At 57.9% G+C, this 17704-nt stretch carries 20 protein-coding genes; 6 read left to right on the forward strand and 14 right to left on the reverse strand.

Features of this window, described 5'->3' with window-relative positions; translation table 11 throughout:
- The first annotated feature begins 1 nt into the window (after nucleotide 1).
- The 3 genes from LBF07_RS05465 (at nucleotide 2) to LBF07_RS05475 (ending at nucleotide 3078) form a co-directional block, all read left to right on the forward strand.
- Nucleotides 2-1369 (forward strand): 6-phospho-alpha-glucosidase, encoded by a 1368-nt coding sequence (locus LBF07_RS05465; protein WP_094934607.1) that lies wholly within the window; start codon nucleotides 2-4, stop codon nucleotides 1367-1369.
- 90 nt (nucleotides 1370-1459) lie between these two features.
- Nucleotides 1460-2308 carry a 3-mercaptopyruvate sulfurtransferase gene (gene sseA / locus LBF07_RS05470; protein WP_094934608.1) on the forward strand — a complete coding sequence of 283 codons (849 nt, stop codon included), beginning with the start codon at nucleotides 1460-1462 and terminating at the stop codon, nucleotides 2306-2308.
- Entirely contained in the window at nucleotides 2308-3078 is a 771-nt protein-coding gene (locus LBF07_RS05475; RefSeq protein ID WP_094934609.1) for a MurR/RpiR family transcriptional regulator, read from the forward strand. Before sseA ends, LBF07_RS05475 begins: the two co-directional genes overlap by 1 nt.
- A gap of 17 nt (nucleotides 3079-3095) precedes the next feature.
- On the opposite strand, the gene sseB is transcribed toward LBF07_RS05475, so the two are convergent.
- The 11 genes from sseB to trmJ all read right to left on the reverse strand — a co-directional run bounded on the left by sseB (nucleotide 3096) and on the right by trmJ (nucleotide 11960).
- Entirely contained in the window at nucleotides 3096-3872 is a 777-nt protein-coding gene (gene sseB, locus LBF07_RS05480) for an enhanced serine sensitivity protein SseB (RefSeq protein WP_023333036.1), read from the reverse strand.
- A gap of 110 nt (nucleotides 3873-3982) precedes the next feature.
- Nucleotides 3983-5269, reverse strand: coding sequence for an aminopeptidase PepB (gene pepB / locus LBF07_RS05485; protein WP_094934610.1), 1287 nt, complete (start codon nucleotides 5267-5269; stop codon nucleotides 3983-3985).
- Between the two features lie 60 nt (nucleotides 5270-5329).
- A complete protein-coding gene (iscX, locus tag LBF07_RS05490) occupies nucleotides 5330-5530 on the reverse strand; it encodes a Fe-S cluster assembly protein IscX (RefSeq protein WP_094934611.1) in 201 nt (66 codons plus the stop codon).
- 1 nt (nucleotide 5531) lies between these two features.
- Nucleotides 5532-5867 carry an ISC system 2Fe-2S type ferredoxin gene (gene fdx / locus LBF07_RS05495; RefSeq protein WP_003860652.1) on the reverse strand — a complete coding sequence of 112 codons (336 nt, stop codon included), beginning with the start codon at nucleotides 5865-5867 and terminating at the stop codon, nucleotides 5532-5534.
- Nucleotide 5868: 1 nt separating this feature from the next.
- Nucleotides 5869-7719, reverse strand: a complete 1851-nt coding sequence (gene hscA / locus LBF07_RS05500) for a Fe-S protein assembly chaperone HscA (protein WP_033146222.1) — start codon at nucleotides 7717-7719, stop codon at nucleotides 5869-5871.
- 14 nt (nucleotides 7720-7733) lie between these two features.
- The gene (hscB, locus tag LBF07_RS05505; protein WP_024908642.1) at nucleotides 7734-8249 is read right to left on the reverse strand and encodes a co-chaperone HscB; all 516 of its coding nucleotides are present in this window, start codon (nucleotides 8247-8249) and stop codon (nucleotides 7734-7736) included.
- A 198-nt stretch (nucleotides 8250-8447) separates the two neighbouring features.
- Nucleotides 8448-8771 carry an iron-sulfur cluster assembly protein IscA gene (gene iscA / locus LBF07_RS05510; protein WP_003860659.1) on the reverse strand — a complete coding sequence of 108 codons (324 nt, stop codon included), beginning with the start codon at nucleotides 8769-8771 and terminating at the stop codon, nucleotides 8448-8450.
- Nucleotides 8772-8784: 13 nt separating this feature from the next.
- Nucleotides 8785-9171, reverse strand: coding sequence for a Fe-S cluster assembly scaffold IscU (gene iscU, locus LBF07_RS05515; RefSeq protein ID WP_003860661.1), 387 nt, complete (start codon nucleotides 9169-9171; stop codon nucleotides 8785-8787).
- Nucleotides 9172-9195: 24 nt separating this feature from the next.
- Nucleotides 9196-10410, reverse strand: coding sequence for a cysteine desulfurase (gene iscS, locus LBF07_RS05520; protein WP_008502157.1), 1215 nt, complete (start codon nucleotides 10408-10410; stop codon nucleotides 9196-9198).
- A 117-nt stretch (nucleotides 10411-10527) separates the two neighbouring features.
- Complete coding sequence (gene iscR, locus LBF07_RS05525) at nucleotides 10528-11019, reverse strand: Fe-S cluster assembly transcriptional regulator IscR (protein ID WP_023308826.1); 492 nt, start codon at nucleotides 11017-11019, stop codon at nucleotides 10528-10530.
- Between the two features lie 215 nt (nucleotides 11020-11234).
- Nucleotides 11235-11960, reverse strand: coding sequence for a tRNA (cytosine(32)/uridine(32)-2'-O)-methyltransferase TrmJ (gene trmJ / locus LBF07_RS05530; protein ID WP_033146224.1), 726 nt, complete (start codon nucleotides 11958-11960; stop codon nucleotides 11235-11237).
- Nucleotides 11961-12091: 131 nt separating this feature from the next.
- Here trmJ and suhB point away from each other — a divergent pair, with 131 nt between their 5' ends.
- A complete protein-coding gene (suhB, locus tag LBF07_RS05535) occupies nucleotides 12092-12895 on the forward strand; it encodes an inositol-1-monophosphatase (RefSeq protein ID WP_023308828.1) in 804 nt (267 codons plus the stop codon).
- Between the two features lie 39 nt (nucleotides 12896-12934).
- On the opposite strand, the gene LBF07_RS05540 is transcribed toward suhB, so the two are convergent.
- Complete coding sequence (locus tag LBF07_RS05540) at nucleotides 12935-13915, reverse strand: nickel/cobalt transporter (protein ID WP_094934612.1); 981 nt, start codon at nucleotides 13913-13915, stop codon at nucleotides 12935-12937.
- Entirely contained in the window at nucleotides 13906-14544 is a 639-nt protein-coding gene (locus LBF07_RS05545; RefSeq protein ID WP_033146226.1) for a DUF1007 family protein, read from the reverse strand. The genes LBF07_RS05540 and LBF07_RS05545 overlap by 10 nt, the downstream gene beginning before the upstream one ends.
- A gap of 125 nt (nucleotides 14545-14669) precedes the next feature.
- On the opposite strand from LBF07_RS05545, the gene csiE reads away from it, so the two are divergent.
- On the forward strand, nucleotides 14670-15947 hold the full coding sequence (gene csiE, locus LBF07_RS05550) for a stationary phase inducible protein CsiE (RefSeq protein WP_047173875.1): 1278 nt from the start codon (nucleotides 14670-14672) through the stop codon (nucleotides 15945-15947).
- Here csiE and LBF07_RS05555 read toward each other — a convergent pair.
- Complete coding sequence (locus tag LBF07_RS05555) at nucleotides 15942-17087, reverse strand: 3-phenylpropionate MFS transporter (protein WP_094934613.1); 1146 nt, start codon at nucleotides 17085-17087, stop codon at nucleotides 15942-15944. The genes csiE and LBF07_RS05555 overlap by 6 nt on opposite strands.
- Before the next feature lie 173 nt (nucleotides 17088-17260).
- Here LBF07_RS05555 and LBF07_RS05560 point away from each other — a divergent pair, with 173 nt between their 5' ends.
- Nucleotides 17261-17683: a DoxX family protein gene (locus LBF07_RS05560; RefSeq protein WP_029741147.1), complete on the forward strand. Its 423-nt coding sequence runs from the start codon at nucleotides 17261-17263 to the stop codon at nucleotides 17681-17683.
- Nucleotides 17684-17704: the final 21 nt, after the last annotated feature.

Genomic DNA, 17704 nt, shown 5'->3' on the forward strand with positions numbered 1-17704 from the left:
GATGTTTACACCCCCATTCATTCTGTCGATTGCCGGCGGCGGCAGTACCTACACGCCGGGCATTGTAAAAAGCCTGATGGTGCGCCTGCAGGATTTCCCGCTAGCCGAAATCCGCCTTTATGACATCGACGAGGCGCGCCAGAACACCATTGCGCCCGTCGTCGAGAAGGTCATTCGCGACCACAGTCAGAGCATCAAATTTACCGTCACCGGTGATCCGGAAGTGGCGTTCAGCGGCGCGCATTTCGTCTTCGCCCAGATGCGCGTCGGCCAGTACAAGATGCGCGAGCAGGATGAGAAGATCCCGCTGCGCCACGGCGTGGTCGGCCAGGAAACGTGCGGGCCCGGTGGCCTGGCCTACGGACTGCGCACGATCCTGCCGATGGTGGAGCTTATCGATCTGGTCGATCGCTACGCGCGCGAAAAAGCCTGGATCGTGAACTACTCCAACCCGGCGGCGATCGTCGCGGAGGGCGTGCGGCGGCTGCGGCCAAATGCGCGGGTGCTGAACATCTGCGATATGCCTGTCGCCGCGATGCGCAATATGGGGGCGATTCTGGGTGTCGATCGCCGCAGGCTGGAGGTGGACTACTTCGGCCTGAACCACTTCGGCTGGTTTACCCGCGTGCTGGTGGACGGCGAAGACAAGCTTCCCGAACTGCGTAAACATATCGCGAAGTTTGGCCTGCTGACGGAAGATGCGGCTAAAACCGATCCGCAGCATTCCGATCCATCATGGGTCAAAACCTGGCGCAACATTAAGCCGATCATGGACAACTTCCCGGAGTATCTGCCGAACCCGTATCTGCAGTACTACCTGATGCCGAACCAGATCGTGGAGCATCAGAACCCGGACTATACCCGCGCCAATGAAGTGATGGACGGGCGCGAGAAAAAGCTGTTCGCCGCTGCCGAAGAATACAAGCGCACCGGGATCCTGCCGGACGCTTTCCACGTAGGCGTCCACGGCGAGTTTATCGTCGATGTCGCCTGCTCGCTGGCCTTTAACCTGCGGAGCCGCCATCTGGTGATGGTGGAAAACCGCGGGGCGATTACCAACCTGCCTTACGATGCCGTGGTGGAGGTGCCCGCTTATATCACCTCCGAAGGCCCGGAACCGATTCGCGTCGGTCAGGTGCCGCTGTTCCATCAGACCCTTTTGCAACAGCAGCTCGCCTCTGAACAGCTGCTGGTAGAGGCCACCATCGAGGGCAGCTATGAGAAAGCTCTGCAGGCGTTTACCCTCAACCGCACCGTGCCGACCATGGAACACGCGAAAGCGATTCTGGATGAGATGATCGAGGCCAACCGCGACTACTGGCCTGCGCTGCAAAAAGCCTGGCAGGACGGCGAAACGGTGAAAAAATAGGGGCTTGCTCGCGAGTTGAACGTGGTTTGCTTGTCGGTGTCAGAAAAAACACCGACAATCCTTTTTTACGGAAAAGAATGGAGGCAACCCATGTCCACCTCATATTTTGTCGCCGCCGACTGGCTGATTGAGCACGGTGACGATCCGGAAGTTCAGATTATTGACGCGCGTATGGCCCCGGCCGGGCAGGAACACCTTCGCGATATGGTCGCGGAATACCGTGCCGGACATCTGCCTGGCGCGGTATTTTTTGATATCGAAGCCCTCTCCGATCGCAACTCTCCCCTGCCGCACATGCTGCCGCGCCCGGAAGCGTTTTCTGTGGCGATGCGCGAGCTGGGCGTCAGTAAAGACAAACACCTCGTTGTTTATGATGAAGGTAACCTCTTCTCCGCACCGCGCGCGTGGTGGATGCTGAAGAACTTCGGCGTGGAAAAAGTCTCTATTCTGGCGGGCGGGCTGGCGGGCTGGAAGCGCGACGAGCTGCCGCTCCAGCAGGGTGACGTGACGCTGCCGGAAGGCGAGTTCGACGCCACGTTCGACGCGCACATGGTGAAACGCCTGACCGACGTGCTGGTCGTGAGTCATGAAAAAACGGCGCAAATCGTCGATGCTCGTCCTGCACCGCGCTTCAATGCCGAAGCGGATGAACCGCGTCCGGGGCTGAAGCGCGGACATATTCCGGGGGCGCTGAACGTGCCGTGGGGCGAGCTGGTGTTTGAGGGCGAGCTGAAAACCACCGACGAGCTGCGGGCCATTTTTGACCGTGCTGGCGTGGATTTACATCGTCCGATTATTGCCAGCTGCGGCTCCGGCGTAACGGCCTGCGTGGTGATCCTGGCGCTCGCCACGCTCGGCGCGAACGACGTCACGCTCTACGACGGCGCCTGGAGCGAATGGGGTGCGCGGGACGATCTGCCGGTTGAACCCGCGAAATAATGGATAACCGCCTGGCCACGCTGTTAACGCGCGGGACATCGCTGACCCGCGCGGAGTATCGCGTCCTCGCCCACCTCACGGAGCACCCGCTGCTGGTGGGCAACATCACGGTACGCGAGCTGGCGCAGGCGACGTTTGTTTCTACAGCCACCATCATGCGGCTGTGTCAGAAGCTGGGGTTCAGCGGCTTTAGCGAGTTTATCTGGCACTGCAAGCAGCTGCTCTCCGACACGCCGCATATTGCCGCCCAGGGGCAGTCGCTTCCTGAACTCCCGGCGCTGTTTAATCAGTTTATCGCCAACTATCAGCACACCTTCCAGTGGGTCACGCAGGAAAAGCGCCAGCAGTTTGCCGACCTGCTGCGCCAGAAAGAGAGCTTCTTTCTCTACGGGGCCGGGTTTTCCTATCTGTTTGCGGAGTACCTGACCAAGAAGCTGCAGGTGCTGGGCAAAACGGCGTTTATCTCCGGGCCGGGGGACAGCCGGAATATTTTCCTCAGCAACGCCTCACGCTATCAGGTGTTTATTGCCGTCTCGCGCAGCGGCGAAACGGAGCAGGTGCTGGATAAAGCGCGGATTGCCAAAAACGTCGGTATGACGATTGTCGCGTTTACCCGCGCCTCGGCCAATACGCTGGCGGGGATGGCGGACGTGCATTTTGCCCTCTATGACGAAGCGGTACACTTCGCCGCCGAAGCCGCGGGGGTGACGTCGTTTGAGTCGAATCTGGTGCTGCTGATGGATTTACTGCTGCTGGAAGCAACGGGGTGATATTCACCCCGCCGTAATCAGATGATGCGGTTGGTTTTGAGATCGCGCAGGAAGCCGCCCCAGCGACGCTCGTAGAACGGGGTGATGTGCTCGGTAATAAAGTGGCTGATGCCCTTCTCGCCGTTCTTCACCTGGCAGATATCAATCGGCTCATCGCCCGGCAGCGTGTCGGTCGCCACGCTTCCCGCGGCCTGAATGATATCGTCGATATCGCCGTCCGCCTCAATACCAATCAGCAGAACCGGATGCTCGTCCGCACGCTCTTTAATGGAGCAGAGAAACGCGCGTCTAACCGGTTTCAGGGTTTTGAACAGCGTCGTCAGGGAATCAATCATCTGCGCGGGCGGCTCGGCTACTTCAGACAACAGCAGCGTTTCGCCCCCTTCCAGCACTTCCTGGGTGCTGAGCGGGTTGCCTTCTTCACCTATCAGATGGCTGATTTCACGCGGGGTAAACTCTTTCCCGGTCGGCAGCTTCGCGTTAAGGAACAGCGTCTGGCCCAGCGTCATTTCGAACAGGGTACGCACCGGCATCACTACGAACGCCTGTTCGTCTTCTACCGCTTCCTGCAGGGCTTCCAGCGAGGTGAAGAACGGGATCACCGACGTGCCGTCGTCTTTCTCCCAGTGCAGCAGATCCAGCGCGCTGTCTTCGACAACCTGCTCACCTTCCGCCGCGGTGCCCGGCACCCAGACGGTGGATTCCAGCAGCGTGCGGAAAAATGCCGGACGGTGGGCGGGCTCGGTCGCCGCCTGCTCCAGCAGGGTTTCTAATTCGTTTTTGGTTTCGGACATAACAATTCCAGATGATGCATTTCCCCTCACCCCAGCCCTCTCCCTCAAGGGAGAGGGAGCAAACCATCCCCTCTCCCCTTGGGAGAGGGTTAGGGTGAGGGCAATAAAGATTACTCAGCCGTCAGCAGGTTCGCCACGGTACGCACGCCCAGACCGGTCGCGCCAGCGGACCACTGCTCAACCGCCGCTTTACGGTACGTTGCGGAACAGTCGATGTGCAGCCAGCCTTCGTGGTAGTTCTCAACGAAGTGGGACAGGAAGCCTGCCGCCGTGCTTGCACCCGCAGGGTACGCCGCGCTCGCGGTGTTGTTCAGCTCGGCAAAGTTGGACGGCAGCTGGCTGCGGTGGAACTCGGCCAGCGGCAGACGCCAGAACGGCTCGTTTTCCGCAGCGGCGCTTTCCAGCAGGCGAGCAGCCAGCTTGTCGTCAAAGCTGAACAGCGCGTGGTAGTCGTTACCCAGGGCGGTTTTTGCCGCGCCGGTCAGGGTCGCCATGTCGATAATCAGCTCTGGCTTCTGGGCAGACGCGTCGATCAGACCATCGGCCAGCACCAGACGGCCTTCGGCGTCGGTGTTCATCACTTCGACGTTTTTGCCGTTGCGGTAGCGAATGATGTCGCCCAGCTTGAAGGCGTTACCGCTCACCATGTTGTCCGCGCAGCACAGATACAGCTTCACGCGCTTGTTCAGACCGCGGGTAATGGCGAACGCCAGCGCGCCGGTGATGGTTGCCGCGCCGCCCATGTCGGACTTCATGGAGTCCATGAACGCGCTCTGCTTCAGGCTGTAGCCGCCGGTATCGAAGGTGATGCCTTTACCCACCAGGCAGGCAAAGACCGGCGCCGCTTTATCGCCGGTTGGGTTGTAATCCAGCGCCAGCAGGACCGGAGGACGCTCAGAACCACGGCCCACGGTGTGGATGCCCATGTAGTTCTGCTCGCGCAGGTCTTCACCTTTGGTGATGCGGTAGGACATTTTCTCGCCCGCCACGCCGCACAGCAGGTCAACCGCGCGCTGCGCCAGCTGCTCAGGACCGAGCTCTTCCGCCGGGGCGTTGATGGTGTCGCGCACCCAGTCGATGATTTGCAGGCGGCTTTCCAGCTCTTTCTGACCGGCTTCGTCGAGGTTAGCCCACTCGATTTTGCGGGTGCCTTTCGGCCCTTTGTAGCCAGCCCAGAATGCCCAGCTGCGGTCGGTATCCCAGCCTTCGCCTTCCAGGGACACATGCTTAATGCCCAGGCCGTCAATTTTGCGGGCGGCGCGCTGGATCAGGCCCAAATCATCTTTGCCCGTCAGGTGCAGGGTAATGCCGTCGTTATTAATGCTGTAGGTGGCTTTCTCGCCCCAGCGTGCGTCAGCAGGCTGATTCGAGAGCGTAATCTTCATCGCTTCGTTCATTTTATTTTTCCTTATTAGCAACTAGCAAACGGGCCGCCTGAAGGCAGCCCGTTATGTTATTTATTCTGCTTCATCTAACCAGACTAACAGAATCGCCTCCAGAATTTTTTCATTGGATGCGTTTGGATCGTCGTCGAAATCCTCTAAATCGCAGATCCACTGGTGCATGTCGGTGAATCGTACGGTCTTCGGATCGAGATTCGGGTTCGCGTCGTAGAGCGCTTCGCCGATTTCACGGCTGTCTGTCCACTTCAGTCCCATATCAATGCTCGCGTGCGTGGTTGATAGTGTAGCGTGGGAATTCCACGACCAGATCTTCATCGGTCACCGCGGCCTGGCAGCTCAGGCGGCTGTCAGGCTCCAGACCCCATGCTTTATCCAGCATGTCGTCTTCGTCTTCGGTGCTCTCGGCGAGAGAGTCGAAACCTTCACGCACGATGCAGTGGCAGGTGGTGCAGGCACAGGATTTTTCACAGGCGTGTTCCACTTCGATACCTGCACGCAGGGCAACATCGAGAATGGTTTCACCGGTCTTCGCTTCCAGAACAGCGCCATCCGGACAGAGGTCCGCATGAGGCAAAATAACAATCTTTGGCATATTAAACCTCGTCCACGGACTGGCCTTTCAGCGCGACGCGGACAGATTTGTCCATGCGGCGAGCAGCAAAGTCCTGGGTTTGTTTATCAACGTTTTTAATGGCTTCTTCTATTGCGTCAGCGTCATTGCCTTCTGCTACTGCGCTTAAATGCGCGGCAGCGTCGTCAATCACCTGGCGCTCAGCGGCGCTTAACAGCGCGGCATCGGCAGCGAGCGCGCCGTTCAGGCTCTCCAGCACGCGGGCGGCTTCAACTTTTTGTTCAGCCAGCATACGCGCCTTCACATCCTGTTCGGCGTAGCTCATTGAGTCCTGAATCATGGAGGCGATTTCGCCATCGGTCAGGCCGTAGGACGGCTTCACCTGAATGGACGATTCCACGCCGGTCGATTTTTCCATCGCCGTGACGCTCAGCAGACCGTCCGCATCCACCTGGAAGGTGACGCGAATATGCGCCCCGCCCGCAGGTAGCGCCGGGATACCGCGCAGCGCAAAACGCGCCAGAGAGCGGCAGTCCTGCACCAGCTCGCGCTCGCCCTGCATTACGTGGATGGACATCGCGGTCTGGCCGTCTTTGAAGGTGGTGAACTCCTGCGCGCGCGCCACCGGAATGGTGGTATTACGCGGGATCACTTTCTCCACCAGGCCGCCCATGGTTTCTAACCCGAGCGACAGCGGGATGACGTCGAGCAGCAGCATTTCGCTGTCCGGCTTGTTGCCGACCAGAATATCGGCCTGGATTGCGGCGCCCACGGCAACCACTTTGTCCGGGTCGATGGAGGTCAGCGGCGTGCGGCCAAAGAATTCGCCCACGCGCTCGCGCACCAGCGGCACGCGAGTCGAACCGCCCACCATGACCACTTCCAGCACCTCGTTCGCCTCAACGCCCGCATCTTTCAGTGCGCGACGGCAGGCCAGCAGGGTGCGTTTCACCAGCGGGGCAATCAGATCGCTGAACTGGTCGCGGGCGATCTCACCCTGCCAGCCCGCAACGTTTACGGTAACCGTCTGCGCATCGCTCAGGGCGATTTTGGCGTCGATGGCCGCATCCAGCAGTTCACGCTGCACGCGCGCATCGCTGCGATCGCTGATGCCCGCCTGCTCGCGAATATAATCCGCCAGCAGATGATCGAAGTCATCGCCGCCCAGCGCGGAATCCCCGCCGGTCGCCAGCACTTCAAATACCCCGCGGCTTAAGCGCAGGATCGAGATATCAAAGGTACCGCCGCCGAGATCGTAAACCGCGATCACCCCTTCCTGACCGGAGTCGAGGCCGTAGGCAATCGCCGCCGCCGTCGGTTCGTTCAGCAGGCGCAGCACGTGCAGGCCTGCCAGACGCGCGGCGTCTTTGGTGCCCTGACGCTGTGCATCGTCAAAATAGGCCGGAACGGTGATGACTACACCGTCCAGATCGCCGCCAAGCGTTGCCGTCGCGCGCGCCGCCAGCGCTTTGAGGATGTCGGAGGAAACGCGAATCGGGTTCAGCAGACCGGCCGCAGTCGCAATCATCGGCAGGCCGTTTTCACTGGCCTGCAGCTGATACGGCAGATGCGGATAGCGGGTCTGAATATCGGCCAGCGAGCGGCCCATCATGCGCTTTACGGAGCTGATGGTGTTGGCCGGATCGCGCGCGGCGTTGGCGCGGGCGTCATAGCCGACCGCGTGACCCTGCTGCTGGTAGTGGACCACGGAAGGCAGCAGATGGCGGCCCTGCTCGTCAGCCAGCGTTTCCGCCTGGCCGCTGCGCACGGTCGCCACGAGGGAATTGGTGGTGCCCAGATCGATACCCACCGCCAGACGACGCTGGTGCGGTGCGGCACTTAAGCCAGGCTCACTAATTTGTAATAAGGCCATAATTGCTTCCGAAATTAAAAATCGAGCAGCTTTTCTTCGAGTTGTTCAGCACTGCTTCGCAGTTTATCGAGAAAACGGAGTTTGCGCACAGTGTCTGCCGCCACGTCCCAGGTCTCGTTGTTCAGTTGCTCCACCATCTGCTGATGGCGGGTATCGAACATGCCCTTCACGCGCGTGATGAAGCTTTCCAGACGCGCTTCGTCTTTGGCCTGTTCAATCTCATCCAGCTCTTCGCGAAGCTCCAGCTGTTCCATCAGAAAAGCGGTGTCGCGTACGGTATGCTGTTCGCTCGCCAGATCGAAACCGTGGAGCGAGAGCAGATATTCTGCACGCGCCAGCGGATGGCGCAGCGTCTGCCAGGCCTGGTTGATGGTCGCAGAGTGCGATACCGCGGCCAGCTGTTCTGCCTGAGTACCACTGGCGAATTTATCCGGGTGATACTGACGCTGAAGATCCTGAAAACGAATCGTCAGCGCCTGGAGATCAATCGGGTATTGAGCGGGTAGTCCGAAGAGAGTGAAGTAATCCATAACAATCTCAGGGGTAGCCTGTTAGAAGAAACCCCACGCGCAGCAGAGCCACGGTGGGGTTATACCTTCTTACTTCGCGCTGCAGATGCGTTGTCTGCGCTCGTTCACCCCAGTCACTTACTTAAGTAAGCTCCCGGGGATTCACTCGCTTGCCGCCTTTCTGCAACGCGAATTAATCGGTATAACAGCGGAACGCGGTTAAACGTGGAAGCTTTCGCCGCAACCACACTCGTCTTTGACGTTCGGGTTCGTGAACTTGAACCCTTCGTTCAGGCCTTCTTTGACGAAGTCCAGCTGAGTGCCGTTGAGGAATTGCAGGCTTTTGCCATCGACCACCACCTTCACGCCCTTGTCTTCAAACACGGTGTCGTCAGACGCCGGCTCGTCAACAAACTCCAGTACGTAAGCCATACCAGAACAGCCGGAGGTACGTACGCCCAGTCGCAGGCCAAAGCCTTTACCACGGTTCGCCAGAAAAGAGCTTACTCGCGCGGCAGCGCTGTCGCTAAGGGTAATCGACATACTCAAACCTCAATTATTTTGCTTCACGTTTGCTTTTGTAATCCGCAATGGCGGCTTTGATCGCGTCTTCTGCCAGAATTGAACAGTGAATTTTCACCGGTGGCAGTTCGAGTTCTTCAGCAATATCCGTGTTCTTGATTGCCTGTGCTTCGTCCAGAGACTTGCCCTTCACCCATTCGGTAACCAGGGAGCTGGACGCGATAGCAGAACCGCAGCCGTAGGTCTTGAAGCGCGCGTCTTCAATGATACCTTCATTGTTGACTTTAATCTGCAACTTCATCACGTCGCCACACGCCGGTGCGCCAACCATGCCGCTACCGACAGATTCGTCGCTGTTGTCAAAAGAGCCAACGTTGCGCGGGTTTTCGTAATGATCGATGACTTTTTCGCTGTATGCCATGATTGAATTCTCCTTATGTACCGATTAGTGATGTGACCATTCAATGCTGTTCAGATCCACGCCCTGCTTGAACATTTCCCACAGTGGAGAAAGGTCGCGCAGACGGCCGATGGAGTTGCGAACCAGCTTGATGGTGTAGTCAATCTCTTCTTCGGTAGTGAAACGACCTAAAGAGAAACGGATAGAGCTGTGCGCCAGCTCGTCGGTCATGCCCAGCGCGCGCAGCACGTAGGATGGCTCCAGGCTTGCAGACGTACAGGCAGAACCGGAAGAAACGGCCAGATCTTTCAGCGCCATGATCAGCGATTCGCCTTCAACATAGTTGAAGCTGACGTTAAGGATGTTCGGTGCGCCCTGCTCGAGATCGCCGTTCAGATACACTTCTTCCATATCTTTCACGCCGTCCCACAGACGGTTACGCAGCGTGCGCAGGCGCGCCATCTCGGTTTCCATCTCTTCTTTTGCAATGCGGTACGCTTCGCCCATGCCCACGATCTGGTGAACAGGCAGCGTGCCGGAACGCATGCCGCGCTCGTGACCGCCGCCGTGCATCTGTGCTTCGATGCGGATACGCGGTTTACGACGAACGTACAGCGCGCCGATCCCTTTCGGGCCATAGATTTTGTGGCCGGAGAAGGACATCAGGTCCACTTTCAGCTGGCTCAGATCGATAGGCAGTTTGCCCACGCTCTGGGTCGCGTCAACGTGATAGATGATACCGCGCGCGCGGCACATTTCGCCGATGGTCGCGATGTCCTGAACGACGCCGATTTCGTTGTTGACGTGCATGATGGAAACCAGAATGGTGTCATCACGCATGGCCGCTTCGAGCTCTTTCAGGTCGATGATCCCGTTGCTCTGTGGCGCCAGGTAAGTCACTTCGTAACCTTCACGCTCCAGCTGGCGGCAGGTATCCAGCACGGCTTTGTGTTCGGTTTTGCTGGTGATGATGTGCTTGCCTTTTTTCTGATAAAAGTTGGCTGCACCTTTGATCGCCAGGTTGTCGGATTCGGTCGCACCGGAGGTGAATACAATCTCACGCGGGTCGGCACCCACCAGGTCTGCAATCTGATTACGGGCGATATCAACCGCCTCTTCAGCATGCCAGCCAAAACGGTGTGAACGGGAAGCTGGGTTACCAAAGTTTCCGTCCAGGGTCAGACACTGCATCATTTTCTCGGCAACACGCGGGTCCACCGGCGTGGTTGCGGAGTAATCGAGATAAATCGGTAATTTCATTGCTCTTTAAACTCCGTACATCGCTTCAATGCAAGGAATCAGGCAACCGGCTGGATGTACGACCGAGTACGCGGGGCGTGACCGCCCCGGCCTGATTCTGAAATCTTTATCGTTTTATTACGCGCGCAGTTTGACGTCGATAGCGTCCTGCGCGCGGGTGCTGCGTTGGGAATCCTGACCGTGCTGACGACCAGAGACATCCAGAACTTCCTGGTTATTGACCAGTTCACCCAGGGTGATGTTGTTCAGGAAGCCGGTGAGACGGTCGCTCAGATCGCGCCACAGCGCGTGGGTCAGGCATTTATCGCCGCCCTGGCAGCCGCCTTTACCCTGGCAACGGGTCGCGTCAACGGATTCGTCAACTGCGCTAATCACTTCACCAACTGCAATACTGCCCGCGTCTTTACCCAGCAGATAACCGCCGCCTGGGCCACGAACGCTGGAAACCAGTCCATTTTTACGCAGTCTGGAGAACAGCTGTTCCAGGTAAGAGAGGGAGATCCCTTGTCGTTCAGAAATATCAGCCAACGGAACCGGGCCCGCTTCGGAGTTGAGCGCAACGTCCAGCATCGCGGTCACGGCATAACGCCCTTTAGATGTCAGTCTCATGTCTTACTTAACCTCAAACTCGCCCCTGCCCGGGGTTTTTTATTGTAAAATGGGGGTATTGCATAGCAGGGCCAAGTCTGACATTCCTGACTAAAATGGTCAACTATTTACTTGACTGTTTTAGTCAGGTATTTAACGTTCCGTGCCTTCAAAATCCCGGTGCGGCCTGATGCCCTCACCTCAGCCCTCTCCCACGGGGAGAGGGGAAATCGACACTACTCTTTATTCTTCTGCTCAATCGACGCCAGAATCCCGCGCAGGATGTTCAGCTCCTGGCTTTCCGGGCGCGCGCGGGTAAACATGCGGCGCAGCTTGTTCATCACCTGGCCCGGGTGGCCTTCACGAATAAAGCCGGTTGAGAGCAGCGTCTGCTCCAGGTGACCGTAGAAGCGCTCAAGGTCGTCCACCAGCGGGTAGGCCGTTTCTTCTTTAGGCTCTACCTGTTTCTCCTGCGTCGCCAGCCACGCCATACGCACCTCATAGGCGATAACCTGCACCGCCATCGCCAGGTTCAGCGAGCTATATTCCGGGTTAGCCGCGATGGCGACGTGATAATGGCACTTCTGCAGCTCGTCGTTGGTCAGGCCAACGCGCTCGCGGCCAAACACCAGCGCAACCGGAGCCTGTTCCGCTTCTGAGACGCTTTTCAGGCCGCATTCGCGCGGGTCCAGCATCGGCCACGGCAGCGTGCGTGAACGCGCGCTGGTGCCAACAACGAGGCTGCAGCCGGCCAGCGCTTCGTCAAGGGTATCGACGATCTGAGCGTTGCCGATCACGTCGCTGGCACCGGCCGCCAGGGCGATAGCCTGCGAGTCAGGTTTGACCAGCGGGTTAACCAGCCACAGGTTCGTTAAGCCCATGGTTTTCATAGCGCGGGCAACGGAGCCCATGTTGCCGGTGTGCGATGTTTCGACCAGCACGATTCGAATGTTTTGCAGCATAATTTTTAATGTCTGAATTCAGCGTCTGAAGAATATTCCGGCATATTATCATAAACGGGAGACATAATCCGATCCCACTGCTATACTCTGCGCCGATTTTCCTGTTCTTTAACATCCAGTGAGAGAGACCGATGCATCCGATGCTGACCATCGCCGTGCGCGCAGCGCGCAAGGCGGGTAATGTAATTGCCAAACACTACGAAACGCCAGACTCCGTAGAAACCAGCCAGAAAGGCAGCAATGATTTCGTGACTAACGTCGATAAAGCCGCAGAAGCGATTATTATCGAAACGATCCGCAAATCTTACCCGCAGCACACCATCATCACCGAAGAAAGCGGTGAACATGAAGGTACCGATCAGGATGTTCAATGGGTTATCGATCCACTGGATGGCACCACCAACTTCGTCAAACGCCTGCCACACTTCTCTGTGTCTATCGCAGTACGCATTAAAGGCCGTACTGAAGTCGCCGTTGTTTACGATCCAATGCGTAACGAACTGTTCACCGCTACCCGCGGTCAGGGCGCACAGCTGAACGGCTACCGTCTGCGCTGCAGCAACGCACGCGATCTGGACGGCACCATTCTGGCGACCGGTTTCCCGTTCAAGGCGAAACAGCACGCGACCACCTATATGAATATCCTGGGCAAACTGTTCACCGAATGCGCGGACTTCCGCCGCACCGGTTCTGCCGCACTGGATCTGGCCTATGTAGCAACAGGCCGCGTTGACGGTTACTTCGAGCTGTCGCTGAAGCCGTGGGACTTTGCTGCGGGCGAGCTGATCGCACGTGAAGCAGGCGCCATCGTGTGTGATTTCACCGGCGGCCATAACTATATGTCTACCGGCAACGTCGTTGCGGGTAACCCACGCGTTGTTAAAGCCATGCTGGCCAACATGCGTGATGAACTGAGCGATGCGCTGAAGCGTTAATCCCGGTCATTCCCTCTCCCGTGGGAGAGGGAATCCCAACTAAAACGGCCGCAATCCTCTTCCCACCGGCATCGCGCTCATCCACATCGTCACCGCCGCAACCAGCAGAATCACCCCGCCCGCCAGCGCAAGCGTTGTCCACCCTACCTGCCGCCACAGCACCGGTGTTTTATTGCCGCTGAGTCTGACCGCAAGCTGACGGAAGCTGTGAACCAGCAGCGCTAAAGACGAAATGGTGAGAGACGTCCCTGCCGCCATCGCCAGCGCGGAAAGCATTCCCCAGCCAAACACGCCTATCACCTTGCTGAACAGCAGCACCATTATTGCCCCCGAACACGGGCGCATGCCCATCGAGAGAATAATCATCAGCCGCGCGCGCCAGTCGTCGCCGTTCTGCAACTGTTCCTGCGTGGGCAAATGCTGATGCCCGCAGCCGCAGTTTTCATCATGAACGTGAGGCGGCGTAAAGGTTTTGAATTTCGGTTTTTGCAGCAGCACGCGCAGCTTTTTCAGCGCCCGCCAGCAGAGGGTCAGCCCCAGCACGCCCACCAGCGCGTAGCTCCCCTTCTCCAGCCAGAAACTGCTCATGTGCAGCTGGCGCGCGGGAAGCTGCAACAGCGAAAGCACGACTACGACGAGCGCAATCGCCACGCTGCCCTGAAGCAGCGAGGAGGCCAGCGTCAGCCCGATACTCGATTTCAGCTTCGACGGATGGGTGGCGAGCCAGGTCGTTATCACGATTTTGCCGTGCCCCGGCCCCAGCGCGTGCAGAACGCCATAGATAAAGCTGAACGCCAGCAGGGAACCACCCGCTTTGGTCGGGTTCTCGGCCACCGCCTTCAGCAGACCGCTCATCTGCTGGTTGACCTCACGCTGCCAGACGATGCTTTTCATCATGACCTGCGGCCAGGCCTGCCAAAGCCAGAGCGAGCCGCAAACGGCCAGCAGGAGAAAAAGCGCCAGCGGCCAGAGGTGCAGCCAGCGGCGCGGTTTCCGAACCGGAGAGGAGATCACTGACATTGTAACGTCACCTCCTGCGCGAACTGTTTACCCAACTCCATGTCCTCAGGCGGTGCATCTTCCTTATCAAGCGAGACCGCAAAGTTCAGCGTCTCCTCGCTGGGTTTCGGGGTGTGAACGCCAATTTTGCAGTTTTTTTGCAGAGCGTCCGGCAATCGTACGTCGCCGTCTTTGTCATAGCGCATATCGACATAGTAGGTAGGATCAAAAGTGGAAAACGTGTAAGTTTGCCCGGCCAGCGGCTGCGGATGCGCCAGCGGGAGCACAAACGTCAGCACCGCCTGATGCCCGTCACGCGTCATCCCGTATTCCGTTGGCCGGTTCAGAAATTTAACCTTTTGCCCGTTGTGCCAGAATTCCGTGAAGTAGTGCTGGCCGAGCACGTTGGCCATCACTTCCGCCGCCAGCTTTTTCCAGATTTCATCGCCGGGCTTCGCGTTTCCCGCATCATAGAGCAGATCGGCCGAGGTGATTTCATCCATCGTCCAGCGCATCTTCAGGCCGCTCAGCTGCGTGCCGTCGGTAACCAGCTCGGTCTGGAGGTCAATAAAACTGTGAGGGTGTGCGCTGGCGGTGAAGCTGATAACCGCCAAAAATAACGCCATCGCACTTTGTTTAACTGTTTGCATCAATTCCTCACGTCAAAAATTCTGTGATGTTCCCCAGCAATCCTGAGTGAAAGGCCTGCCGGCGCGCTTTTCAGCGCTCATCCTTTAGCTATTCTTATCAAACATTCACACTGGATACCTGACAGATGATGACGACGCTTGAAATTCCATCTGTGCTTTCCAGTTCGCAGCGCCGCTGCCAGGTGCTTTTGATGCTTTACCTGCCCGATGCTGCCGTCACCGCACAGAGCATAATCGCTGCCAACGGGGTGGACGACGCGATGGCACGGCAAGATATAGCCGAGACGCGCGATGAAATCCAGCGCTATCACCGGCTGGACATCGTCACGCACCACGACGGCAGCTACCGGATTGAAGGCACAGCCCTGAATCAGCGTTTATGCCTGCTGCACTGGCTGCGCCGGGCGCTGCGGCTTTGCCCGCAGTTTGTCTCGCACCAGTTTACCCCCGCATTAAAAACCGCGCTTAAACAACACGGCATTGCGCGGCCGCTTTACGACGATGCGAACCTGCGGGCGCTGATCGGCTTCTGCTCACGCAAGCTGCAGCGCCAGTTTGAATGCCGCGACGTCCAGTTTTTACAGCTCTATCTGCAATACTGTCTTATTCAGCACCAGCTCGGGAATACGCCACAGTTTTCTCACGTTCAGCGCAGCTGGACCCAGTCGAGAGGGGAGTATTTTACGGCCCAGGAGATCGTGCGTCACTGGAGACGTCGCGTGCCGCAGGGAGCGCACGGGGATGAACAGCTGTTTCTGGCCCTGCTGTTTATGATGCTGCGCACGCCCGATCCGGTGCTCGATAAACACCAGCAGGATCAGCGCTTGCGCCGGGCCATCGTGCGCATGGTCGCCCGTTTTCGCTCGCAGACCGGGATGAACTTCAGCGATGAGCAAGGGCTGACCGATCAGCTGTATATCCATCTGGCTCAGGCGCTGGACCGCTCGCTGTTTGAAATTGGCATCGACAATAGCTTGCCGGAGGAGATCCATCGTCTCTATCCCCGGCTGTTACGCACCACAAAGGAAGCGCTGTTTGAGCTGGAAGCGGAGTTTGGGCTGCGTTTTTCTGATGAAGAGATGAGTCTTGTCGCGGTGATTTTCGGCGCCTGGCTGATGCAGGAGACCGATCTGCACGAAAAACAGGTGATCCTGCTAACGGGAGACGATAAAGCCAGCGAGGATCTGATTGAACAACAGCTTCGCGAGCTGACGCTGCTGCCGCTTAATATTCGCTATCTGACGCTGCAGGCTTTCCAGAAAGAGGGGGCACCGCGCGAAGCCGCGCTGGTTATCACCCCCTACCCTACCGTCCTGCCGCTGTTCTCGCCGCCGCTGATACATGCCGTTGAGACATTGAACGCGCAGCAGCAAGAACATATTCGCGCCATGCTGGAATCATAGCGAGGCGCGAGCGGCCACTTTCGGGCGAACAACGATGGCGGGTAAGGCGACCAGCGCCATTACCCAGAAAACCCCATGCCCCAGATGCTGGTAGAGGAACCCCGCAAAGACCGTCATGATTGCGATACTGCCCCCCATCGCGACCGCCGAGTAGACGGCCTGCAGGCGAATAACGTCTCCGCCCTCGCGCGCAGCGATATAGCGCATCGCCGCCAGATGGCACACGGTAAAGGTGCCGCAGTGAAGAATTTGCGCCACTATCAGCCACGGCAGATCGGTCGTCCAGCCCATAATGCCCCAGCGCGCCACGCCGCACACGGCGGAAAGCAGCAGGAGGTCTCGCGCACCAAAGCGACGGAACAGCTTTTTGCTCAGGGCGAAAATAATGACTTCGGCCACTACCCCCAGCGACCACAGATAGCCCACTGCGGAAGCAGAATATCCCGCCCCCTGCCAGTAGATGGCGCTGAAGCCATAGTACGCCGCATGCGCCCCCTGAAGCAGACAGACACACGCCAGAAAACGCCAGCTTTGTGCCACCAGGCTCCGCCAGGCGGGCCAGCCTGCGCTCTCCTGATGGCGGCTTTCCCCTTGCGGCATCACCGACGGACGCAGCAGCATACCCAGCAGCATAGAGGCAATACCGATACTCAGCAGGGCGAGAATGGCGCGGTAATCGTAAAGGCTGACCAGTTTGCCCACCAGCGCGGAACCAATCACAAAGGCAATTGAGCCCCACAGGCGCACGCGGCCGTAGTCCATGGTGATCTGCTTTTGCCAGGTGTTCGCCAGGGCATCCGTCAGCGGTACCAGCGGTGAGAAGAACAGGTTAAAGCCGACCATCACCACCATCAGCCAGGCAAACTGGTGGCTGACCCAGAAGCAGGCAACAAAGACCAGCGTCAGCAGAGCAAGAATGCGCACGGCCTTGATCAGTAAGGAGGGATTGCTGACGCGCGGGGCAATCAGCAGGCTGCCGAGGAAACGCGCCACCAGCCCGGCCCCCAGCAGGACACCGATGGTCTCAGGAGTCAGGCCGATCCCCTTGAGCCAGACGCTCCAGAAAGGCAGAAAAATACCGTAGCTAAAGAAATAGGTGAAATAACTGAGCGCCAGCCAGCGCGTGGAATGCAAGACCATGAATCCCTCCCGAAATCGAGGCCATAGTCTGGCGAGAATATAAAAATTAAGCAAGTAGATAGCCTGCTATAAATTAACGAAAAATTAACATCTTGTGCAGTCGTCTGGCTTATGGCAGGGAATGAAAATATGTATTACGTTTAAATTACTCCACTTGCAGAGGTTTTTCTGCCATGAACTCACTACGTTATTTCGATTTCGGTCAGTCACGTCACCTGCTGCTGCTGATTGGTCGCATCGCGCTTGTCGTGCTGTTTATCATCTTTGGCTATCCAAAACTGACGGGGTTTAGCGGCACCGTACAATATATGACCTCGCTGGGTACGCCGATGCCCATGCTGGCGGCCATTATTGCGGTGGTGATGGAAGTCCCTGCCGCCATCCTGATCGTGCTGGGCTTTTTCACCCGTCCGCTCGCGGTACTGTTTGTATTCTATACGCTGGGTACGGCGATTATCGGTCACCATTACTGGGATATGACCGGTGATGCGGTCGTACCGAATATGATTAATTTCTATAAGAACGTCAGTATTGCTGGCGCCTTTATTTTGCTGGCCATTGTTGGTCCGGGGGCTATTTCCCTCGACCGGCGTTAAGCCATAAAAAAAGGCCGCAAG

Source organism: Enterobacter cloacae complex sp. ECL352 (genome assembly GCF_020149545.1).
Lineage (GTDB): Bacteria > Pseudomonadota > Gammaproteobacteria > Enterobacterales > Enterobacteriaceae > Enterobacter > Enterobacter asburiae_B.

Coding starts and splice junctions, on each gene's coding strand:
- LBF07_RS05465 (WP_094934607.1), top strand. CDS start 2: ATGTTTACACCCCCATTCATTCTGTCGATTGCCGGCGGCGGCAGTACC.
- sseA (WP_094934608.1), top strand. CDS start 1,460: ATGTCCACCTCATATTTTGTCGCCGCCGACTGGCTGATTGAGCACGGT.
- LBF07_RS05475 (WP_094934609.1), top strand. CDS start 2,308: ATGGATAACCGCCTGGCCACGCTGTTAACGCGCGGGACATCGCTGACC.
- sseB (WP_023333036.1), bottom strand. CDS start 3,872: ATGTCCGAAACCAAAAACGAATTAGAAACCCTGCTGGAGCAGGCGGCG.
- pepB (WP_094934610.1), bottom strand. CDS start 5,269: ATGAACGAAGCGATGAAGATTACGCTCTCGAATCAGCCTGCTGACGCA.
- iscX (WP_094934611.1), bottom strand. CDS start 5,530: ATGGGACTGAAGTGGACAGACAGCCGTGAAATCGGCGAAGCGCTCTAC.
- fdx (WP_003860652.1), bottom strand. CDS start 5,867: ATGCCAAAGATTGTTATTTTGCCTCATGCGGACCTCTGTCCGGATGGC.
- hscA (WP_033146222.1), bottom strand. CDS start 7,719: ATGGCCTTATTACAAATTAGTGAGCCTGGCTTAAGTGCCGCACCGCAC.
- hscB (WP_024908642.1), bottom strand. CDS start 8,249: ATGGATTACTTCACTCTCTTCGGACTACCCGCTCAATACCCGATTGAT.
- iscA (WP_003860659.1), bottom strand. CDS start 8,771: ATGTCGATTACCCTTAGCGACAGCGCTGCCGCGCGAGTAAGCTCTTTT.
- iscU (WP_003860661.1), bottom strand. CDS start 9,171: ATGGCATACAGCGAAAAAGTCATCGATCATTACGAAAACCCGCGCAAC.
- iscS (WP_008502157.1), bottom strand. CDS start 10,410: ATGAAATTACCGATTTATCTCGATTACTCCGCAACCACGCCGGTGGAC.
- iscR (WP_023308826.1), bottom strand. CDS start 11,019: ATGAGACTGACATCTAAAGGGCGTTATGCCGTGACCGCGATGCTGGAC.
- trmJ (WP_033146224.1), bottom strand. CDS start 11,960: ATGCTGCAAAACATTCGAATCGTGCTGGTCGAAACATCGCACACCGGC.
- suhB (WP_023308828.1), top strand. CDS start 12,092: ATGCATCCGATGCTGACCATCGCCGTGCGCGCAGCGCGCAAGGCGGGT.
- LBF07_RS05540 (WP_094934612.1), bottom strand. CDS start 13,915: ATGTCAGTGATCTCCTCTCCGGTTCGGAAACCGCGCCGCTGGCTGCAC.
- LBF07_RS05545 (WP_033146226.1), bottom strand. CDS start 14,544: ATGCAAACAGTTAAACAAAGTGCGATGGCGTTATTTTTGGCGGTTATC.
- csiE (WP_047173875.1), top strand. CDS start 14,670: ATGATGACGACGCTTGAAATTCCATCTGTGCTTTCCAGTTCGCAGCGC.
- LBF07_RS05555 (WP_094934613.1), bottom strand. CDS start 17,087: ATGGTCTTGCATTCCACGCGCTGGCTGGCGCTCAGTTATTTCACCTAT.
- LBF07_RS05560 (WP_029741147.1), top strand. CDS start 17,261: ATGAACTCACTACGTTATTTCGATTTCGGTCAGTCACGTCACCTGCTG.